General features: G+C 39.3%; 14 protein-coding genes and 1 pseudogene. 9 read left to right on the top strand and 6 right to left on the bottom strand.

Annotated features, from left to right (window positions below; translation table 11 throughout):
- Window positions 1-162: 162 nt before the first annotated feature.
- The 5 genes from aceF to ampD all read right to left on the bottom strand — a co-directional run bounded on the left by aceF (window position 163) and on the right by ampD (window position 7396).
- On the bottom strand, window positions 163-2067 hold the full coding sequence (gene aceF / locus P20480_RS05870; protein ID WP_008131105.1) for a pyruvate dehydrogenase complex dihydrolipoyllysine-residue acetyltransferase: 1905 nt from the start codon (window positions 2065-2067) through the stop codon (window positions 163-165).
- Between the two features lie 10 nt (window positions 2068-2077).
- On the bottom strand, window positions 2078-4744 hold the full coding sequence (gene aceE, locus P20480_RS05875; RefSeq protein WP_008131103.1) for a pyruvate dehydrogenase (acetyl-transferring), homodimeric type: 2667 nt from the start codon (window positions 4742-4744) through the stop codon (window positions 2078-2080).
- 90 nt (window positions 4745-4834) lie between these two features.
- A complete protein-coding gene (gene pdhR, locus P20480_RS05880) occupies window positions 4835-5584 on the bottom strand; it encodes a pyruvate dehydrogenase complex transcriptional repressor PdhR (protein ID WP_006794551.1) in 750 nt (249 codons plus the stop codon).
- A 392-nt stretch (window positions 5585-5976) separates the two neighbouring features.
- Window positions 5977-6828 (bottom strand): beta-lactamase regulator AmpE, encoded by an 852-nt coding sequence (gene ampE, locus P20480_RS05885; RefSeq protein WP_008131099.1) that lies wholly within the window; start codon window positions 6826-6828, stop codon window positions 5977-5979.
- Between the two features lie 13 nt (window positions 6829-6841).
- On the bottom strand, window positions 6842-7396 hold the full coding sequence (gene ampD / locus P20480_RS05890; RefSeq protein ID WP_008131097.1) for a 1,6-anhydro-N-acetylmuramyl-L-alanine amidase AmpD: 555 nt from the start codon (window positions 7394-7396) through the stop codon (window positions 6842-6844).
- Between the two features lie 216 nt (window positions 7397-7612).
- Here ampD and nadC point away from each other — a divergent pair, with 216 nt between their 5' ends.
- The 8 genes from nadC (at window position 7613) to yacG (ending at window position 15788) form a co-directional block, all read left to right on the top strand.
- The gene (gene nadC, locus P20480_RS05895; RefSeq protein ID WP_008131091.1) at window positions 7613-8458 is read left to right on the top strand and encodes a carboxylating nicotinate-nucleotide diphosphorylase; all 846 of its coding nucleotides are present in this window, start codon (window positions 7613-7615) and stop codon (window positions 8456-8458) included.
- 525 nt (window positions 8459-8983) lie between these two features.
- Window positions 8984-9412 (top strand): pilin, encoded by a 429-nt coding sequence (locus tag P20480_RS05900; RefSeq protein WP_008131089.1) that lies wholly within the window; start codon window positions 8984-8986, stop codon window positions 9410-9412.
- Window positions 9413-10009: 597 nt separating this feature from the next.
- Window positions 10010-10762, top strand: a complete 753-nt coding sequence (locus P20480_RS18420) for an O-antigen ligase family protein (protein WP_008131087.1) — start codon at window positions 10010-10012, stop codon at window positions 10760-10762.
- Window positions 10752-11978: a type II secretion system F family protein gene (locus P20480_RS05905; RefSeq protein WP_008131085.1), complete on the top strand. Its 1227-nt coding sequence runs from the start codon at window positions 10752-10754 to the stop codon at window positions 11976-11978. Before P20480_RS18420 ends, P20480_RS05905 begins: the two co-directional genes overlap by 11 nt.
- Before the next feature lie 159 nt (window positions 11979-12137).
- Entirely contained in the window at window positions 12138-13031 is an 894-nt protein-coding gene (locus tag P20480_RS05910) for a prepilin peptidase (RefSeq protein ID WP_008131084.1), read from the top strand.
- Between the two features lie 17 nt (window positions 13032-13048).
- Window positions 13049-13681 (top strand): dephospho-CoA kinase, encoded by a 633-nt coding sequence (coaE, locus tag P20480_RS05915; RefSeq protein WP_033025655.1) that lies wholly within the window; start codon window positions 13049-13051, stop codon window positions 13679-13681.
- A gap of 132 nt (window positions 13682-13813) precedes the next feature.
- Window positions 13814-15490 carry a type IV-A pilus assembly ATPase PilB gene (gene pilB, locus P20480_RS05920; RefSeq protein WP_008131082.1) on the top strand — a complete coding sequence of 559 codons (1677 nt, stop codon included), beginning with the start codon at window positions 13814-13816 and terminating at the stop codon, window positions 15488-15490.
- Window positions 15491-15557: 67 nt separating this feature from the next.
- Window positions 15558-15788 (top strand): DNA gyrase inhibitor YacG, encoded by a 231-nt coding sequence (gene yacG / locus P20480_RS05925; protein WP_006794561.1) that lies wholly within the window; start codon window positions 15558-15560, stop codon window positions 15786-15788.
- An 81-nt stretch (window positions 15789-15869) separates the two neighbouring features.
- Here the strand turns inward: yacG and P20480_RS05930 are convergent, their stop codons facing one another.
- The gene (locus tag P20480_RS05930) at window positions 15870-16361 is read right to left on the bottom strand and encodes a Spy/CpxP family protein refolding chaperone (RefSeq protein ID WP_008131081.1); all 492 of its coding nucleotides are present in this window, start codon (window positions 16359-16361) and stop codon (window positions 15870-15872) included.
- 183 nt (window positions 16362-16544) lie between these two features.
- Between P20480_RS05930 and P20480_RS05935 the strand changes: the two are divergent.
- Window positions 16545-17159 (top strand): annotated as a pseudogene (locus P20480_RS05935) (response regulator); the annotation flags it as partial.
- Window positions 17160-17170 lie beyond the last annotated feature (11 nt).

Here is a 17170-nt window from a genome sequence, read left to right as displayed (position 1 = left end):
TTGTTTGAACGGGACACTGCCCTAAAATTTAACTGCCATGTTTCTGCATGGGCAGAAAATCAGAGCAATTCACAAATAGTGCAAAGATTGTATCATTGCATATAGTAAAAATCCCAGCTAAAAACAACTGGCTGGGATTTGATTTTGTTCATATTGTAGCGATTACATCACTAATTGACGTATGTCGCTCATGTAGCTAGCAAGCGTTGCGGTAAAGCGTGCAGCTAGTGCACCGTCAATCACGCGGTGATCGTACGACATAGACAACGGAACCATTAATTTAGGTTCAAAGTCTTTACCGTTCCACTTAGGTTTCATTTCAGATTTAGACACACCTAAAATAGCAACCTCTGGTGCGTTAACAATTGGCGTAAATGCCGTACCACCAATACCGCCTAAACTTGAAATAGTAAAACAACCGCCTTGCATATCTGATGCAGTTAGCTTACCTTCACGCGCTTTTTTAGACACTTCCATTAGCTCACGAGATAGCTCAATAATGCCTTTTTTGTCCACGTCTTTAAACACTGGAACAACTAAGCCATTAGGCGTATCTACCGCAACACCAATATTAATGTACTTTTTAAGAATCAAGCTTTCGCCATCTTCAGACAGCGACGAGTTAAACGTTGGGAACTCAGCAAGTACTTTAGCCGCAGCTTTCATCACAAACACTAGTGGTGTGATTTTAACGCCAAGCTTTTTCTTCTCGCTTAAAACGTTTTGTTCTTTACGGAATACTTCAAGGCTTGTGATATCTGCTTCGTCAAACTGTGTAACATGCGGTATTTGTACCCAGTTACGGTGTAAGTTTTTACCCGATAGCTTTTGGATGCGAGACAGTTTTTTCTCTTCAATTTCACCAAATTTAGCAAAATCTACTTTTGGCCAAGGAATTAAGCCAAGCTCACTGCCACCAGCATTACCTGCTGATGCTGAAACTTGACCAGACTCAACTTGCTTCACTAAGCTTTTAACATAGTTTTGCACGTCTTCTTTAACCACACGGTTTTTACGACCCGTGCCTTTTACGTTCGCTAAGTTAATACCAAACTCACGTGCTAAACGACGAACAACTGGCGATGCATGAGCATACGCGCTATTGTTTTCAAAACTTTCGTTGCTAACTTTAGCGGCAGGTGCAGCCTGTGCTGGCGCAGACTCGGTTTTTGCAGGTGCCGCCGCTGGCTTTTGTTCAGCAGGTGCTGAAGCTTTTGCAGGTGCACTGCCTGCAACTTCAAATACAAAAATAAGTGAACCGGTTTTTACTTTATCGCCCGCTGCTACTTTAATTTCTTTAACTGTGCCTGCAAATGGCGCTGGTACTTCCATAGCCGCTTTGTCGCCTTCAACGTTTAAGATAGATTGCTCTTCTTCAACGGTATCGCCAACAGCAACCATGATTTCAGTTACTTCAACTTCGTCGTCGCCAATGTCAGGTACGTTTACTTCTTTTGTGCTTGGCTCGGCGCTTTGAACAGTCTCTGCTGGCGCAGATTCTTGCTTAGGCGCATCTGATGCTGGTGCGCTCGAACCTGCAACTTCAAAAACAAATACTAATGAACCTGTTTTTACTGTATCGCCAGTAGCTACTTTAATCTCTTTTACAGTACCAGCAAACGGTGCTGGTACTTCCATAGCCGCTTTGTCGCCTTCAACGTTTAAGATAGATTGCTCTTCTTCAACTGTATCGCCAACAGCAACCATGATTTCAGTTACCTCAACTTCGTCATCACCAATATCTGGTACGGTTACTTCTTTAGTTGAAGAACCTGAAGCGTGAGCTGGTGCCGCCGATTCAGCGGGGGCTTCAGGTGCTGAATCAGCACCTGCGCTTTCGCCTTCAAATATAAATACTAAAGAACCCGTTGTTACTGTATCGCCAACATTTACTTTAATTTCTTTTACGGTACCCGCTTGCGCAGCAGGTACTTCCATTGAGGCTTTGTCGCCTTCAACTGTCAGTAAAGATTGGTCAACATCTACTTTGTCACCAACGCTTACTAAGATTTCGGTTACTTCTACGTCATCGCCACCGATATCTGGAACATTAATTTCAATACTCATTACAAACCTCTTATGCGTACAGTGGGTTTAGTTTATTTGTGTCGATGTCGAATTTCTTAAGCGCGTCAACAACAACAGACTTTTCAACTTCACCGCGTTTAGCAAGTTCAGATAACGTAGCAACAACAACGTAGCTTGCGTTAACTTCAAAATGACGACGTAAGTTTTCACGGCTATCAGAACGACCGTAACCATCTGTACCTAACACTTTATAGTTGCTGCTAGGAATAAATGAACGCGCTTGTTCTGCGTAGTTTTTCATGTAATCGGTAGCGGCAACAGTTACTGAGTCGTTTAATACACTCGTGATGTAAGCTGTTTTTTGCTCGCTTTCTGGGTTAAGCATGTTGAAACGCTCAACATCTTGACCATCACGCGTAAGCTCATTGAATGACGTTACAGAGTAAACGTCTGATGCAATGCCGTAATCATCACTTAAAATTGCAGCCGCTTTACGCACTTCAGTCATGATAGTACCTGAGCTTAATAACTGTACGTTGGCTTTTTTACCCTCGTAGCTTTCAAGCTTATAAATACCTTTACGAATACCTTCTTCAGCACCTTCAGGCATAGCTGGCTGATGGTAGTTTTCGTTCATTAGCGTTAGGTAGTAGTAAATATTTTCTTGGTCATCACCGTACATACGACGAATACCATCTTGTACAATTACGGCAACTTCAAATGCGTAAGTCGGGTCGTAAGAAATACAGTTAGGAACCGTGTTTGCAAGAATATGGCTGTGGCCATCTTCGTGCTGTAGACCTTCACCATTTAGCGTAGTACGACCAGCCGTAGCACCTAACAAGAAACCACGTGCTTGTTGGTCACCCGCCATCCATGCCATGTCACCAACACGTTGGAAACCAAACATAGAGTAGTAAATGTAGAATGGGATCATTGGTAAATCATTCGTGCTGTATGATGTTGCAGCAGCAACCCATGACGACATTGCACCTAACTCATTAATACCTTCTTGAAGTACTTGCCCTGATGTAGCTTCTTTATAGTAAGAAACAATATCACGGTCTTGAGGGGTGTAGTTTTGGCCGTGTGGGTTGTAAATACCAATTTGACGGAATAAACCTTCCATACCAAAGGTACGCGCTTCATCTGCAATAATTGGTACAATGTTTTTACCAATGCCTTTGTCTTTCAATAAAATATTAAGAGCACGAACAAAGCCCATTGTGGTTGAAATATCACGTTTTTGCTCTTCAAGTAGTGGCTTAAATGCTGAAACTTCTGGCAACTGTAATTTTTCAGAAAACTTAGCTATACGTGTTGGTGTATAACCTTCTAAGTCTTTACGACGAGCGTGTAAGTACTTGTACTCTTCAGAGCTTTCATCAAGCTCTAAGTAAGGTAAGTCTTTAATTGCTTCTTCAGAGACTAAGTCTTGTAGGCCTAAACGGTCACGTAAGTGTTCAACATGGCTCATGTCCATTTTTTTCACTTGGTGCGCAATGTTTTTACCTTCAGCTGCTTCACCCATGCCGTAACCTTTTACAGTTTTAGCAAGTATCACAGTAGGACGGTCGTTAGTTTGCTCGGCCTTTTTAAATGCAGCATAAAGTTTTGATGGTTCATGGCCACCACGCTTAAGTGCAAAAATTTCGTCATCCGTCATATCAGCAACAAGGGCTGCTGTTTCTGGGTAACGACCAAAGAAATGCTCACGAACGTACGCGCCATCTTTTGCTTTATATGTTTGGTAATCACCGTCAATTGTTTCGTTCATCAATTGTAGTAATTTACCTGTTGTATCTTTAGCTAGCAGAATATCCCAACCGCTTCCCCATACAACTTTAATTACGTTCCAACCAGCGCCTTTAAATAGGCCTTCTAGTTCTTGAATAATTTTACCATTACCCATTACAGGGCCATCTAGACGCTGTAAGTTACAGTTAATTAAGTAACATAGGTTGTCTAACTTTTCACGTGCAGCGAAAGAGATTGCACCACGTGATTCTGGCTCATCCATTTCACCGTCACCTAAAAACGCGTATACACGTTGGTTTTTAGTGTCTTTTAAGCCACGGCCGTCTAGGTATTTTAAGAAACGCGCTTGGTAAATAGATGCTATTGGACCTAAACCCATTGAAACCGTAGGGAACTGCCAAAATTCAGGCATTAATTTAGGGTGTGGGTACGACGGTAAACCTTTACCATCTACTTCTTGGCGGAAGTTGTCTAGTTGAGCTGCGCTTAAGCGGCCTTCAACAAATGCACGCGCGTAAATACCCGGAGAAATATGGCCTTGGTAATAAACTAAGTCACCACCGTCTACCTCGTTTGGCGCTTTAAAAAAGTGGTTAAAACACACTTCATAAAATGCTGCTGACGATTGGTAAGACGCCATATGGCCGCCTAAGTCGAGATCTTTTTTAGATGCACGCAGAACGATCATAATCGCGTTCCAACGAATAATTGAACGAATACGACGTTCAAGGTTCACATCACCTGGGTAAGCAGGCTCTTGATCTACAGGAATAGTATTAACGTAGTTCGTGGTAATACCCGTTGGCATATCAACGCCGTCTAAGCGGGCTTGCTCTAATACTTGCTCAAGTAAGTACTGAGCTCGTTCAACACCTTCTTCGCGCACAACTGATTCAAGAGCTTGTAACCACTCTTGTGTTTCTAGCGCGTCTACGTCAATTTTATTGACTTCAGACATATGGAGGTTTCCTTATGTTTAAAATACGAATGTTGTTAATTTAATACAACTGATACTTAAGTTAGTGTGTTCAAGTAATAGAGTATTAGCTTAATTTTGTTTTGTGCGTCTTAAACTACGTTCAATTCGCGAATATTCTTTGCCCGCTTCAAGTAATGCTTCTTCAATAAACGCTAAATGCGCATTACTTGCTAAACGAGCTTGCTCTGGATTGCCGTCAATAACCGCATCCATTAACAAACGCCTGTGCTCGGCTAACTGACTGCTAATATCAGGTTTTTCTAATAAAACCGTTAAATTTTGCAATACGTTTTGCTCAAGCAGCGCCTGCATACCTCTCACCAAGTGCAATAACACAACATTATGTGAGGCCTCAGCCACACTAAAATGAAAGGCATTAATTGCTTTTGCTTTTTGCTGTAGGTCATCATGCGAAAGCGCAATTTTATCAAAGCTTTGTTTTACTTTAGTAAAATCGTTACTTGTACCTCGCAGTGCTGCGTAGTAAGCAGCAATACCTTCTAAAGCATGACGAAATTCGAGCAAATCAAATTGTGACTCAGGGTGTTTACTTATCAGTTCAAACAACGGATCAGTTAACCCTTCTTCCAGCTGATTTTTTACAAACGTACCACCGCCTTGACGACGCGTAACTAGCCCTTTTGCTTCTAACTTTTGAATGGCCTCGCGCAGCGAAGGACGAGACACTTCAAACTGTTTTGCTAGTTCACGCTCTGGAGGCAGCTTTTCTCCTGGTGCTAACGATCCCTCAAGAATCATATTCTCAAGTTGCTGTAAAATAACATCAGATAGTTTTGCTGCTTTAATCTTTAAAGACATGAATCAACGTCCGCGTTGTATAAATACCAAGCCCTAAAACTGGAGCTTAAAGTTATAAGATTTACCCAAAAGGTAAATTGGTCATACCAAGAATTTGCAATACGTTATCAAAAACCCATATGGCTGTCAATTTACAGGTTACTTGTACGGGGATATTAGCGTAACGCATTTTTAACGAAGATCAAACAATACACAATATAGCTTAGTTTTGAGAAGCTAGTAAGGTGGCCATTCAAATGGTCTGACCAGATAAGTTTAGAGTTTTAACTCTATTTTAGGGGGAGGTTTAATCGCTATGTTTAAAACGTTTTAAATAGGCAAGGAAGCCAAAACCAAAGCACTTTAGCGTAAATAAGTGCTTTGCCTTTAAATTGGCTTCAAAAAATAAGGTGTTAAGACAAACCGCCAAACAAAGTAAGTAATGCAATTAAAACTAAATAAAATAGTACATTACGCTTAACTAACTTAATCATACACGTTGCCTCGTAAGTGCAACCGTAATAACGCTTTTCTACTTGCTCTGCTGCAAGCGCAGTATAAGTGACGACCTTTCGGTTAGGGCTTGAAAAATCAAGCGCGTAGTGTAACCAGCAGCTCGTTCCTTTATTAAAGTTACCAATTACTAAGTAACCAAAACTCGCTATACGTGCCGGTAACCAATCTAACCAAAACAGTAATTTATGTATTAACTTAAAATGTTTAGCAAATATCACTTTGTGGTTATCTCGCACTAAATCGGCAAAGGTACGTACAAGGGCATATAAAACAGCACCCGGCGCACCTAAAACAACAAACCAAAAAATAACTGCACAGTAAAACCTAAAATTTACCCAAGCAAGTGTTTGCCCAAAGGTTTCACCGCCTTTTTGATCTTCAGTACGTTTTTGCCCCATTTGCAATGCATATAAAGACGCCGCGGTACCATCATCGCGTGTAAGTGCGTTTAAATACGCTTTATATAAAGCACGTTGCTTTGCACAGCCAAAGCAAACAAGTAAAACAGCAATATTAATGGCCAACTCCCACAAAACAAATTCCGACAAGTTGTAAATACACGCCATAGCTACTACAGGTAAAAATAGCCAAATTAAAAAACCCATTGCCGAACTAAATAAACCGTTACTGGCAAGTAAGCGGTTGGAGCGTTTTAAATAGCCATTAGCGTAATAGCTTATTTGCCAATAGTTAGCTCGCGCCCCTAAACGCTCTAAAATTAACGCTAAAATAATAGAAACTAAAATCATGATAGTGACTCTCTCAGCTTGGTTGCTCAAGCATATTTAAAAATAATGGCCAGTTAAAACTACTGCCGGGGTCTGTTTTGCGACCGGGTGCAATATCGCAGTGCCCCACAATACGCGAAGAGGTAATTTTGGGATAGCGCTGCATTACAGATTTACTTAAATTACATAACGAGGCGTACTGAGCGCGAGTATAAGCAGCTGTATCGGTACCTTCAAGCTCAATACCAACACTGTAATTATTGCACGCAGTTTGTCCTTCATATTCAGATACGCCGGCATGCCAAGCACGCTTGTTAAATGGCACGTATTGAATCACCTCACCAGTGCGTTTAATAAAGCAATGCGCTGATACACGCAGCCCTTTTAAATCACTAAAACTTGTATGGGCATTGCAATCAATACACCCCATAAATAAATCATCCACAAAGGGGGTACCAAACTGCCCTGCGGGGAGTGAAATATTATGAATGACCAACAAGGTAATATCTGTGTGTTCTGGGCGCTCATCATAGTGCGTGCATGCGCGCTGTTGCGCCGTTAATAACACTCCATTTAAATCAATTGCCATTACATTTATACCAAACTATTCATAACCTTGATGCTAAAGGATTTATAAAAATAATGATAGTAACCAAGCCTCACCTAGGTAGGTAGGGAATTATAAGCTGCTTATATTTTGGTATTAAAGCTCTCAGCTATGCTCTAATGATTAAAAGCGCTTCTATTCATTATTTAAACATAGTAAAATTTTCTTAAATTTATTAATGCTTATGAGCTTTTAGCCATGTCTATTTCGCACACTTTACTTAGTCAACTTGTTACCCTTGCGCTCGACGAAGATTTAAACTACCAAACCGCAGCCGATGGTGACATAACCGCTCAGCTTATCCCACAAAACGAGCAAGCAAGTGCCAAAGTTATAACCCGTGAAGACTGCACATTTTGTGGAAAAGACATCATTATTGAAGTGTTCAAACAAGTAGACCCAACAGTGCAGGTATCAGTACTGGTAAACGATGGCGACGTTGTGACTGCCAACAGTACTGTATTTACAGCAAAAGGCTCCGCCCGCGCAATTTTAACAGCTGAGCGCACTGCACTTAACTTTGTACAAACGCTTTCTGGCACAGCAACAACCACAGCGCATTATGTAAAAGAGCTTAGTGGTACAACTACACAATTACTCGATACCCGCAAAACGATTCCAGGACTAAGAGCCTTACAAAAATATGCAGTAAAATGCGGCGGTGGCGAAAACCACCGTATTGGGTTGTTTGATGCGTTTTTAATAAAAGAAAACCACATAGCAGCCTGCGGAGGTATTGAAAAAGCCGTTGCTCAGGCAAAACTAAACCACCCAAGCAAACCGGTTGAAGTTGAAGTTGAATCGCTGCAAGAGCTAAAACTAGCCATAGACGCAGGCGCCGATATAATCATGCTTGATAACTTTAGCGTTGAACAAATTAAGCAGGCCGTAGTATTAACTAACAAGCGCGCTAAATTAGAAGTGTCTGGCAATATGACGCTAGGAACACTTAAAACGTATTCACAAGCGGGTGTTGACTTTATATCTAGCGGTGCATTAACAAAAAACTTACAATCAATCGATTTATCGATGCGTTTTGAATGATGCATAGCCAAAGTAATAATTTAGTTCTACATTTAATAAATGCTAAAGCGTTGACAAGTTAAAACAAAAGTAATTTAATAGTTAAAAATAACTAATTGTAACAATTTGTTAAATTAATTAGCAGTTTTAGGAAAAGTAGCGTGCTAACAACTAAAATAAAATGATACACTTGTACTGTTTTATTATAAAAGCTCGTCATAAATAATTAGATACTTGTTTTTAAGCTCATCCAAACAAGGAATCCAAGTTACTTATGACTACACTTTCTATTAGCTGCTGTTAGCACTTATTTTCAACCAGCTAATAAATAGCAAGTTATTTGCAAAATATAATGAATTTACACCTAGCTTTTGTGTTTCATACCCTAAAGCTAAAGTGCAAATATAGCGCTAACTCTGCAGCAAAATGTGGATAGCGCAAAAGTTTATTTTAAGCAAAACTGTAAAGTAAATCAGTTAAATTAAGTTCGGCACAATGCCAATTAAGTGATTTAACTTACACAATCTATCCTTTAGGAGAGGAAACATGAAAACAATGACTCAAAAACAACAGGGTTTCACCCTAATTGAATTAATGATTGTAGTAGCAATCATCGGTATTCTTGCTGCAATCGCACTTCCACAGTACCAAGATTATACAGCTAAATCACAAGCTGGTTCCGCGTTTGCAGAAGTATCTGCTCTAAAAACACAGTTTGAAGTTGCAGTTAATGAAGGTAAAACCCCTTCGCTAGTCAATACCGAAGCAGGCTTCATTGGTCAAACTGCAAATGGTGGAACATACTGTACAATAGACCTAACAGGCACTACAGCTATTGAATGTACAATGAAAAATGGTAATGCTGCTAAAATTAACAACAAGACTTTAACACTTAATAGAAGTGCAAATGGTGTTTGGAGTTGTGCTACTGGTGGTGGTCTTGAAGCAAAATTCAAACCAGGTAACTGTAGCTAACCCGTCGAATATATGGGCTAATACAACTTAGCCCTTTAACAATATGCATAAGATCTCTCCACTTCATTTACTATTAGCATTATTTTTCTTAATAACACTCTTACCGTTTGTACCAAATCTGTCTTATGATTACCATAATAGCCAAAGGGTTTTTCAATTCATTCTTTTAGTATCATCTTTACTATGTTTTAGTAGAATGAAAATTAAATCAGTTAATGTAGACACTGAAACTAAATACGCTTTCTATCTTTTTATCGCCTTAAATATAGTATCGTCACTACTTTCTGATTTTCGTATATCCAGCTTTTTCAATATCTTGCATTATATTGCTTTGGTTTATCTAGCCTTATATATTTGCCAACTAAATAAAATTAGCTTAAAGATAATTTGGATATCATTATTTTTGGCTCACAGTGTTTTAATTCTATTCTGCTTTTTGAATTTATTATTTACTCTGATAGAAAGATCAAATTTATCAGCGCATTTAATCTACATGAAGTTTGACAACATTAGGCACTTTAATCATATTCAGCTCTTAGTTTTACCTTTTTCACTCTATTTAACAAAAAATAAAAATTTAAAGTAATCGTTTTTTCATTGATAACGATTAACTTACTACTCTTATTTGTAGGAAGTTCACTCGCGGCCTTATTGCTCTTACCTTTGATATTTCTTCTACTATATTTATTGAAGTTACGTACTTATCTATATACATACCTATACTCTATTTTATTATCATTACTCTTTTATCTATGTATATGCTTGTATTTACCAATAAATGAAAACGACGCTTCATATTTTTCAAGCTCTGGTAGATTTGAAATGTGGCAAAACAGTATTTCTGAAGGACTGAATTTATTTAGCGGTATTGGTACTGGAAACTATAGCTACCGAGTAAATGCAACTGTTTTAAGCCATCCGCATAATTCAATCATTCAAATACTTACTGAAAGTGGTATATTGTCTGGAATTTTGATTATATTTATACTCAGTAAAATATTTTGGGTGCAGTTTAATAATCAAAATGATAGAACTGAGGCCGAAAAGATTTACTTTTTAACCTTTATCTGTTGGATTGTGTACTCTCTAGTTTCAGGATTGATGGTTATGCCTGTTACTCAGGTTATTGCATGCTTATTGTTAGGGTCATTAATGTGCGTAACTAAATGTGTTAGTCCTATAGCAATGAGTAAGTGGAATAAGTTTTATTTGCTCCTATTAAGCGCTGTTTACAGTATTATGTTTTACTGCTCTTTCATTCAACTAAATGCTGACACTCCAAAGATGGCAGGGCCGAGCTTTTGGTCTGCAGGTGAAAAAAATTTACAACTAGGTATTTATGAAAAATAAAGACAATAAAAATTTAGATACTTTTTTATGGGTAGGGGTTAGTGCCCGAGGTAAACGCCTTGAAGGGGAGTTAACTGGTAGCAGTATTGCTATTGTGAAAGCACAACTTCGTAAGCAGGGTATTACTCCATCAAAGGTAAAGCGTAAGCCAAAACCTTTATTTGGCATTCAAAGTGTTCAAAAAATCACCCCAAAAGATATAGCACTTGTTACACGCCAAATTGCCACTATGCTAATGGCGGGTGTACCGCTTATACAAGCTATTGAAATGATAGGATCGGGCTCTGCAAATAAAAGTGTAGCTAAGTTAATGGAGTCTATTGGCGATGAAATTAAAGCAGGTCAGCCGCTTAACCAAGCACTTCGAAAGCACCCCCGCTACTTCGATGACCTATATTGTGATTTAGTCGCATCAGGTGAGCAATCAGGTGCGCTTGATAAAATATTTGATCGTGTTGCATTGTACAAAGAAAAATCGGAAGCGCTTAAATCAAAAATTAAAAAAGCGATGTTCTACCCTATTGCAGTTATGGTTGTAGCTCTTATTGTTACCTCTATTTTATTAATTTTTGTAGTGCCACAGTTTCAGGATATATTCTCTGGCTTTGGCGCTGAACTCCCCGCATTTACCTTATTTGTAATCGGTATATCTGAGTTTATGCAAGAATACTGGTGGATGATTTTAGTTGCACTTGTTGGTTTTGGCTTTGCGTTTAAAGAAGCCAAGTTCAGGAGTTTAAAACTCAGAGATGCAACCGATAGAGCTATTTTAAAACTCCCTGTTATTGGCATGATCTTAAACAAAGCTGCAGTGGCGCGTTATGCTCGTACGCTTTCGACCACCTTTGCTGCAGGTGTACCACTTGTTGATGCGCTTGACTCTGCTGCTGGCGCCTCGGGTAATGCAGTATACCGTTATGCCATTTTAGATATAAAAGCTGAGGTAAGTTCAGGTAACCAAATGAACTGGGCCATGCGAAATTCTAAAATATTCCCTGATATGGTAATTCAAATGGTTGCCATTGGTGAAGAGTCTGGCTCATTAGATGGCATGCTAGCAAAAGTAGCGACTATTTACGAGCAAGAGGTTGACGATGCGGTTGATGGCCTTTCAAGCCTGTTAGAACCATTAATTATGGCCGTACTTGGTGTGCTTGTCGGTGGTTTGATTATCGCGATGTACTTGCCGATTTTCCAATTAGGTTCTGTTGTTTAATTAATAAAAAATTTTATAGAAATTAAAGAGCGCCTTATTTTTATAAGGTTGGCGGTTTAGTCTTTTCATTTGCTCTCTTTAACTTCTCTTTGTGATAATTATCTCACTTAATTTTTAGACCTTTTTTTAGACTTTTTTTAGACAAATTTTCAGGTATATATGCAAAGTATTATTGAAGTAATGCAAAGCCAACTGTGGTTTTATTTAACTACCGTTGGCTTAGTTAGTTTATGTGTGGGTAGTTTTTTAAACGTAGTTATTTACCGTTTGCCGCTTATGATGCAGCGAGAGTGGCAAAGCGAGTGTAGGCTATTACTTGAAGGCGATCTCAATACAAACCAAGCTAAATCAAAAAACACCAGCGAGCCTTTTAACCTTGTAAAGCCAAATTCTACCTGCCCAAAATGCAAAACGGCCATTAAGCCTTGGCAAAATATTCCTATCATTAGCTGGTTAATACTTAAAGGTAAATGCGCAAGTTGTAATAACCCTATCTCTATTCGATACCCTGCTATTGAGGCCATTACCGCTCTATTAAGTTTAGTAATTGCTTATACCTTTGGCGCAACAGAACAAGCATTATTATACATAGTGATCACGTGGGCACTTGTGGCACTGACCTTTATTGATATAGACCACATGTTACTGCCTGACCAGCTCACTTTACCGCTTGTTTGGCTGGCACTTATTGCTGCCGTTGCCGGAATTACAATTACACCAAGTGATGCCATTATGGGCGCAGCCTTTGGTTATTTAAGTTTATGGAGTGTTTTTTGGTTATTTAAATTGGTAACAGGCAAAGAAGGCATGGGCTATGGCGACTTTAAACTGTTAGCGTTATTTGGTGCTCTGCTAGGCTGGCAATCGTTACTTACTATAATACTGCTTTCAAGTGTTGTTGGCGCCATTATTGGTATCGCTTTATTAAGTATTCAAGGTAAAGATAAGGCTTCGCCCATTCCATTTGGTCCTTACTTAGCAATAGCCGGGTGGATCACGTTACTGTGGGGTAACCACTTACAAAGCGCGTATTTTAATTTAATTGGGTACTAACTTGAGTGCTGACTAAAATGAGTGACACCATAAATAAAACATCACCTTGGGTTCTTGGCTTAACAGGCGGTATAGGCTGTGGCAAAACGGCTGTAAGTAATATGCTTGAGCAGCTTGGCATTACAATAGTTGACGCCGACATTATTGCGCGCCAAGTCGTAAAGCCTAAAAGCAATGGTTTAAATGCTATTGTAAGCAAATTTGGGCAAAGCATTTTATTGCGCGATGGCACACTAAACAGAAGCGCTTTACGCGAGCGTATTTTTACTAATAGTGCCGACAAAGAGTGGCTAAATAATTTATTGCATCCACTCATTAGAAATAAAATATATAACGACCTTACTGCCGCCAAAAGTCCATATGTAGTACTTGTAGCACCACTTTTGTTTGAAAACGCCCTAGATAAATTGTGTAATCGAACGCTACTGATTGATATACCTCAAAATGTACAAATAGAGCGCACAGCTTCGCGTGATAACGTAAGTGTTGAGCAAGTAAAAGCGATTATTGCAGCGCAAATGTCACGCGAAGACAAACAAAAAAAAGCAGATGATATTTTAAATAACGACCGTGCACTTAACGACGTTAACCACGACTTATTAACGCTGCATAAACGTTATCTGCACATGGCACAAATGCAAGCAACTTAAATTGTAAAACCGAGTAAAAACAAACTAATCTCCTATATTAATTAATAAATTTAGCCTAGATTGTGAAGAGTAATGTAATCCCCTTCTTTTTTCTGATAAATTACTCTCTCTGAAGGATTAAAAAGGTGCGCAATGAATATTAACTCACCGTTATTAAGAAAGTTTCTTACGCTTGGGCGTATTGATGCCGATACGGTAAAAGCAAAGCAGCAAGAGTTTGCCTCAACCGCTGAACTGATTTCTAAATGCGGAAAAATAGACAGTAAAGAGTTAGCAGAGCAATGTATTGATTTGTTTCGTGTTCCCTATTTTGATTTAAAAGACTTTGACCCTGCGTCTATTCCTGCCGATCTTGTAAAAGAAAAACTGATCCGCAAACACCATATTTTACCGTTGGTACAAAAAGGCCGAAAAGTGTATGTGGCAGCCTCTGATCCAACCGATTACGGCGCCTTCGAAAACTTTGAATTTAGTACCGGCCTTTCATGCGAAATAGTCGTCGTTGATTACATTCAGCTCGATAATAAAATTGAGCAATTGCTAGATGCAACCGGCAGCCTAGATTTGAGCGATGATGAGTTTAAAGAATTTGCCGACCTAGACACAGAAAGCCAAAAAGAATCTGCACCGCAAGATGACGACAAAGACGATGCACCAATTATTGTGTACATCAATAAAATTTTAATGGACGCGATAAAAAAAGGCGCATCGGATCTACACTTTGAACCTTACGAGCATAAGTACCGAATTCGTTTTCGTATTGATGGCATCTTGCACGAAGTGGCAAGTCCACCTAATACATTAGCAACCAAGCTTTCTGCTCGTATTAAAGTAATGTCGCGACTTGATATTGCCGAAAAGCGTAAACCACAAGATGGCCGAATTAAATTGAAAATTACTGAGCGAAAAAGTATCGATTTTCGTGTCAGTACTATGCCTACGCTGTGGGGCGAAAAAATAGTAATGCGTATTCTTGATTCATCAAGCGCTATGCTAGGTATTGATGTACTTGGTTACGAAGAAGAGCAGAAAAAGTTATACATGGATGCACTTGGTCAACCACAAGGCATGATACTCGTTACAGGTCCTACCGGTTCAGGTAAAACAGTATCGCTTTATACGGGTTTAAACATATTAAACCAACCTGAGCGAAACATTAGTACCGCAGAGGATCCGGTTGAGATAAACCTTGAAGGGATAAACCAAGTACAAATTAACCCTAAAGCCGACATGACCTTTGCTAATGCATTGCGTGCGTTTTTACGTCAAGATCCCGATGTGGTCATGGTAGGTGAAATACGTGACCTTGAAACCGCAGAAATTTCAATAAAAGCGGCGCAAACAGGTCACTTGGTTTTATCTACGTTACATACCAATTCAGCGCCAGAAACCATTACCCGACTATTAAATATGGGCGTACCCGCCTATAACGTAGCCAGCTCAATTAGTTTAATTATTGCACAGCGACTAGCACGCCGTTTATGCCCTAAATGTAAAACGCCAGAACAATTGCCAAGCGAAGAGCTCTCTCGCCAAGGGTTTAGTACAGCGCAAATTGAAGATATGACTTTATATGCACCTAAAGGGTGTGATGGCTGTACAGATGGTTACAAAGGTCGTGTAGGTATTTACGAAGTTATGCAAATCACACCAGAAATTGCACAAATAATCATGCGTGGCGGTAACTCACTAGAAATCGCTGAGGTATCATTAAAAGCCGGTTTTAATAATTTGCGCCTATCGGGTTTACGTAAAGCCGCTGATGGTTTAACGTCACTTGCTGAAATAAACCGCGTAACTAATATGTAAAACTATTTAGCGCTTTGCTTACTTTAAATACAGTAAGCGCTAATGAGTAATCTGTTGAGAGTAAAACATGCCTACTGTTGTAAATTGTCCAACCTGTAAAACAAATGTTGAGTGGTCTGAGCAAAGTCCTCACCGCCCATTTTGTTCTAAGCGTTGCCAACTAATTGATTTGGGTGAGTGGTCGTTTGAAAATAATAAAATTTCAGCGCCAATCACATCGGCTGATCAAATAAACCAAGACATGATTGAAGACATAGAAGCCATGATGGCTAAAAACGAAGATGACTTTTTTAAGTAATGTCATCTAGTTTTTATATAAACAAAAGCCAGCTAAATGCTGGCTTTTTAGTACTCACTTAAAAGTTAACCTTAGGGTCAGTTAGCTTTTTTGCTTACGCTGCTTTTTACTTTTACGCTTTTGAATTTTAGCAAACTTTTCTTTTTGCTCTGCGTTAAGCAACTGCATTACTTGATGCTGCGTTTTTAGCTTAATTAAGGCAAACTCTTCACCTTTACTTTGGCGCTCACTTAAAAGCTCTTTTGCTGCATTTTCGTCAAATGTTGCTGCTGATAGTAATGCATCCATTTTTGCTTTGTGCGCTTTACGCATTGCTTTACGTGCTTCTTTATCGTCGCCTCGTAAGGCTTTCATTTGCGTTTTTTGTGCTTCAAAAATAGCTTTTAGCTTAGTTTGCTGATCTTGCGTTAAATCAAGTTTTTCGGCGCCGCGTTCAGAAAGTAAAAAACGCGCTGAAGAATGCCCTTGTCGATCATGCATACCGCCTTTAGCTAGTACGCTACCTGCACCAAGTGTGGCTGTTGCTAAGCCACAAATAAGTACTAATTTTGAAAGTGTATTTACTTTAGTCATAATCATCACCTTAACTGTTGGGTTGGTTGTGGTTGGCTGTCGTGTAATTGCCTAGCCAGTGAGTTAACTATAACTAACTCAACGCAAAGTAACGCAAAGCAGTGTAAAGGTTGTGTAAAGATTCACTTTTGAGCAATTAAGGGCGTAAAATAAAGAAATGAAATATTGCCTAAGGGTTTGTAAATGAAACTATTAATGATTGACGACGATACGGGTCTTTGTGAGTTACTCAGCGAATACCTTTTAAGCCAAGGGTTTGAAATACAAAGCGTACACGACGGCGAACAAGGCCTAAAGTTAGCACAGGCAAACGACTACGCATTAATATTGCTTGATGTCATGCTACCTACGCTAGATGGCTTTGAAGTTCTAAAACAACTTAGGCAAACCAAACTCACCCCAGTCATTATGCTTACAGCTAAAGGTGAAGACTTTGATCGTATTTTTGGATTAGAGCTCGGTGCGGATGATTACATACCAAAACCATTTAATCACAGAGAGTTACTTGCCCGCGTAAAAGCGATTACACGTCGTATAGAGCATATAAACAGCTTAAATATCAACACAACTAATAAGCTGCTTGTAAATGGTGTAACTATTAACCTTGCAGCACGAGAAGCCTCTATTGATGAGAATACACTCACGCTGACTGGCACAGAGTACGAAATACTGGCACTTTTGTGTAAAAACGCCAGCCAAGTTGTTAGTAAAGAGCAAATTAGTGAAGAAGTGCTAGGCAGGCGTTTAGCATCGTTCGACCGCTCTATTGATATGCATGTAAGTAATATCCGAAAAAAATAAGCAGAGCA

Origin of the sequence: Pseudoalteromonas sp. BSi20480 (genome assembly GCF_000241365.1) — a bacterium.
Lineage (GTDB): Bacteria > Pseudomonadota > Gammaproteobacteria > Enterobacterales > Alteromonadaceae > Pseudoalteromonas > Pseudoalteromonas marina.
The sequence above is the reverse complement of the archived record's forward strand: the minus strand, read 5'-3'. Positions and strand labels throughout refer to the sequence as shown.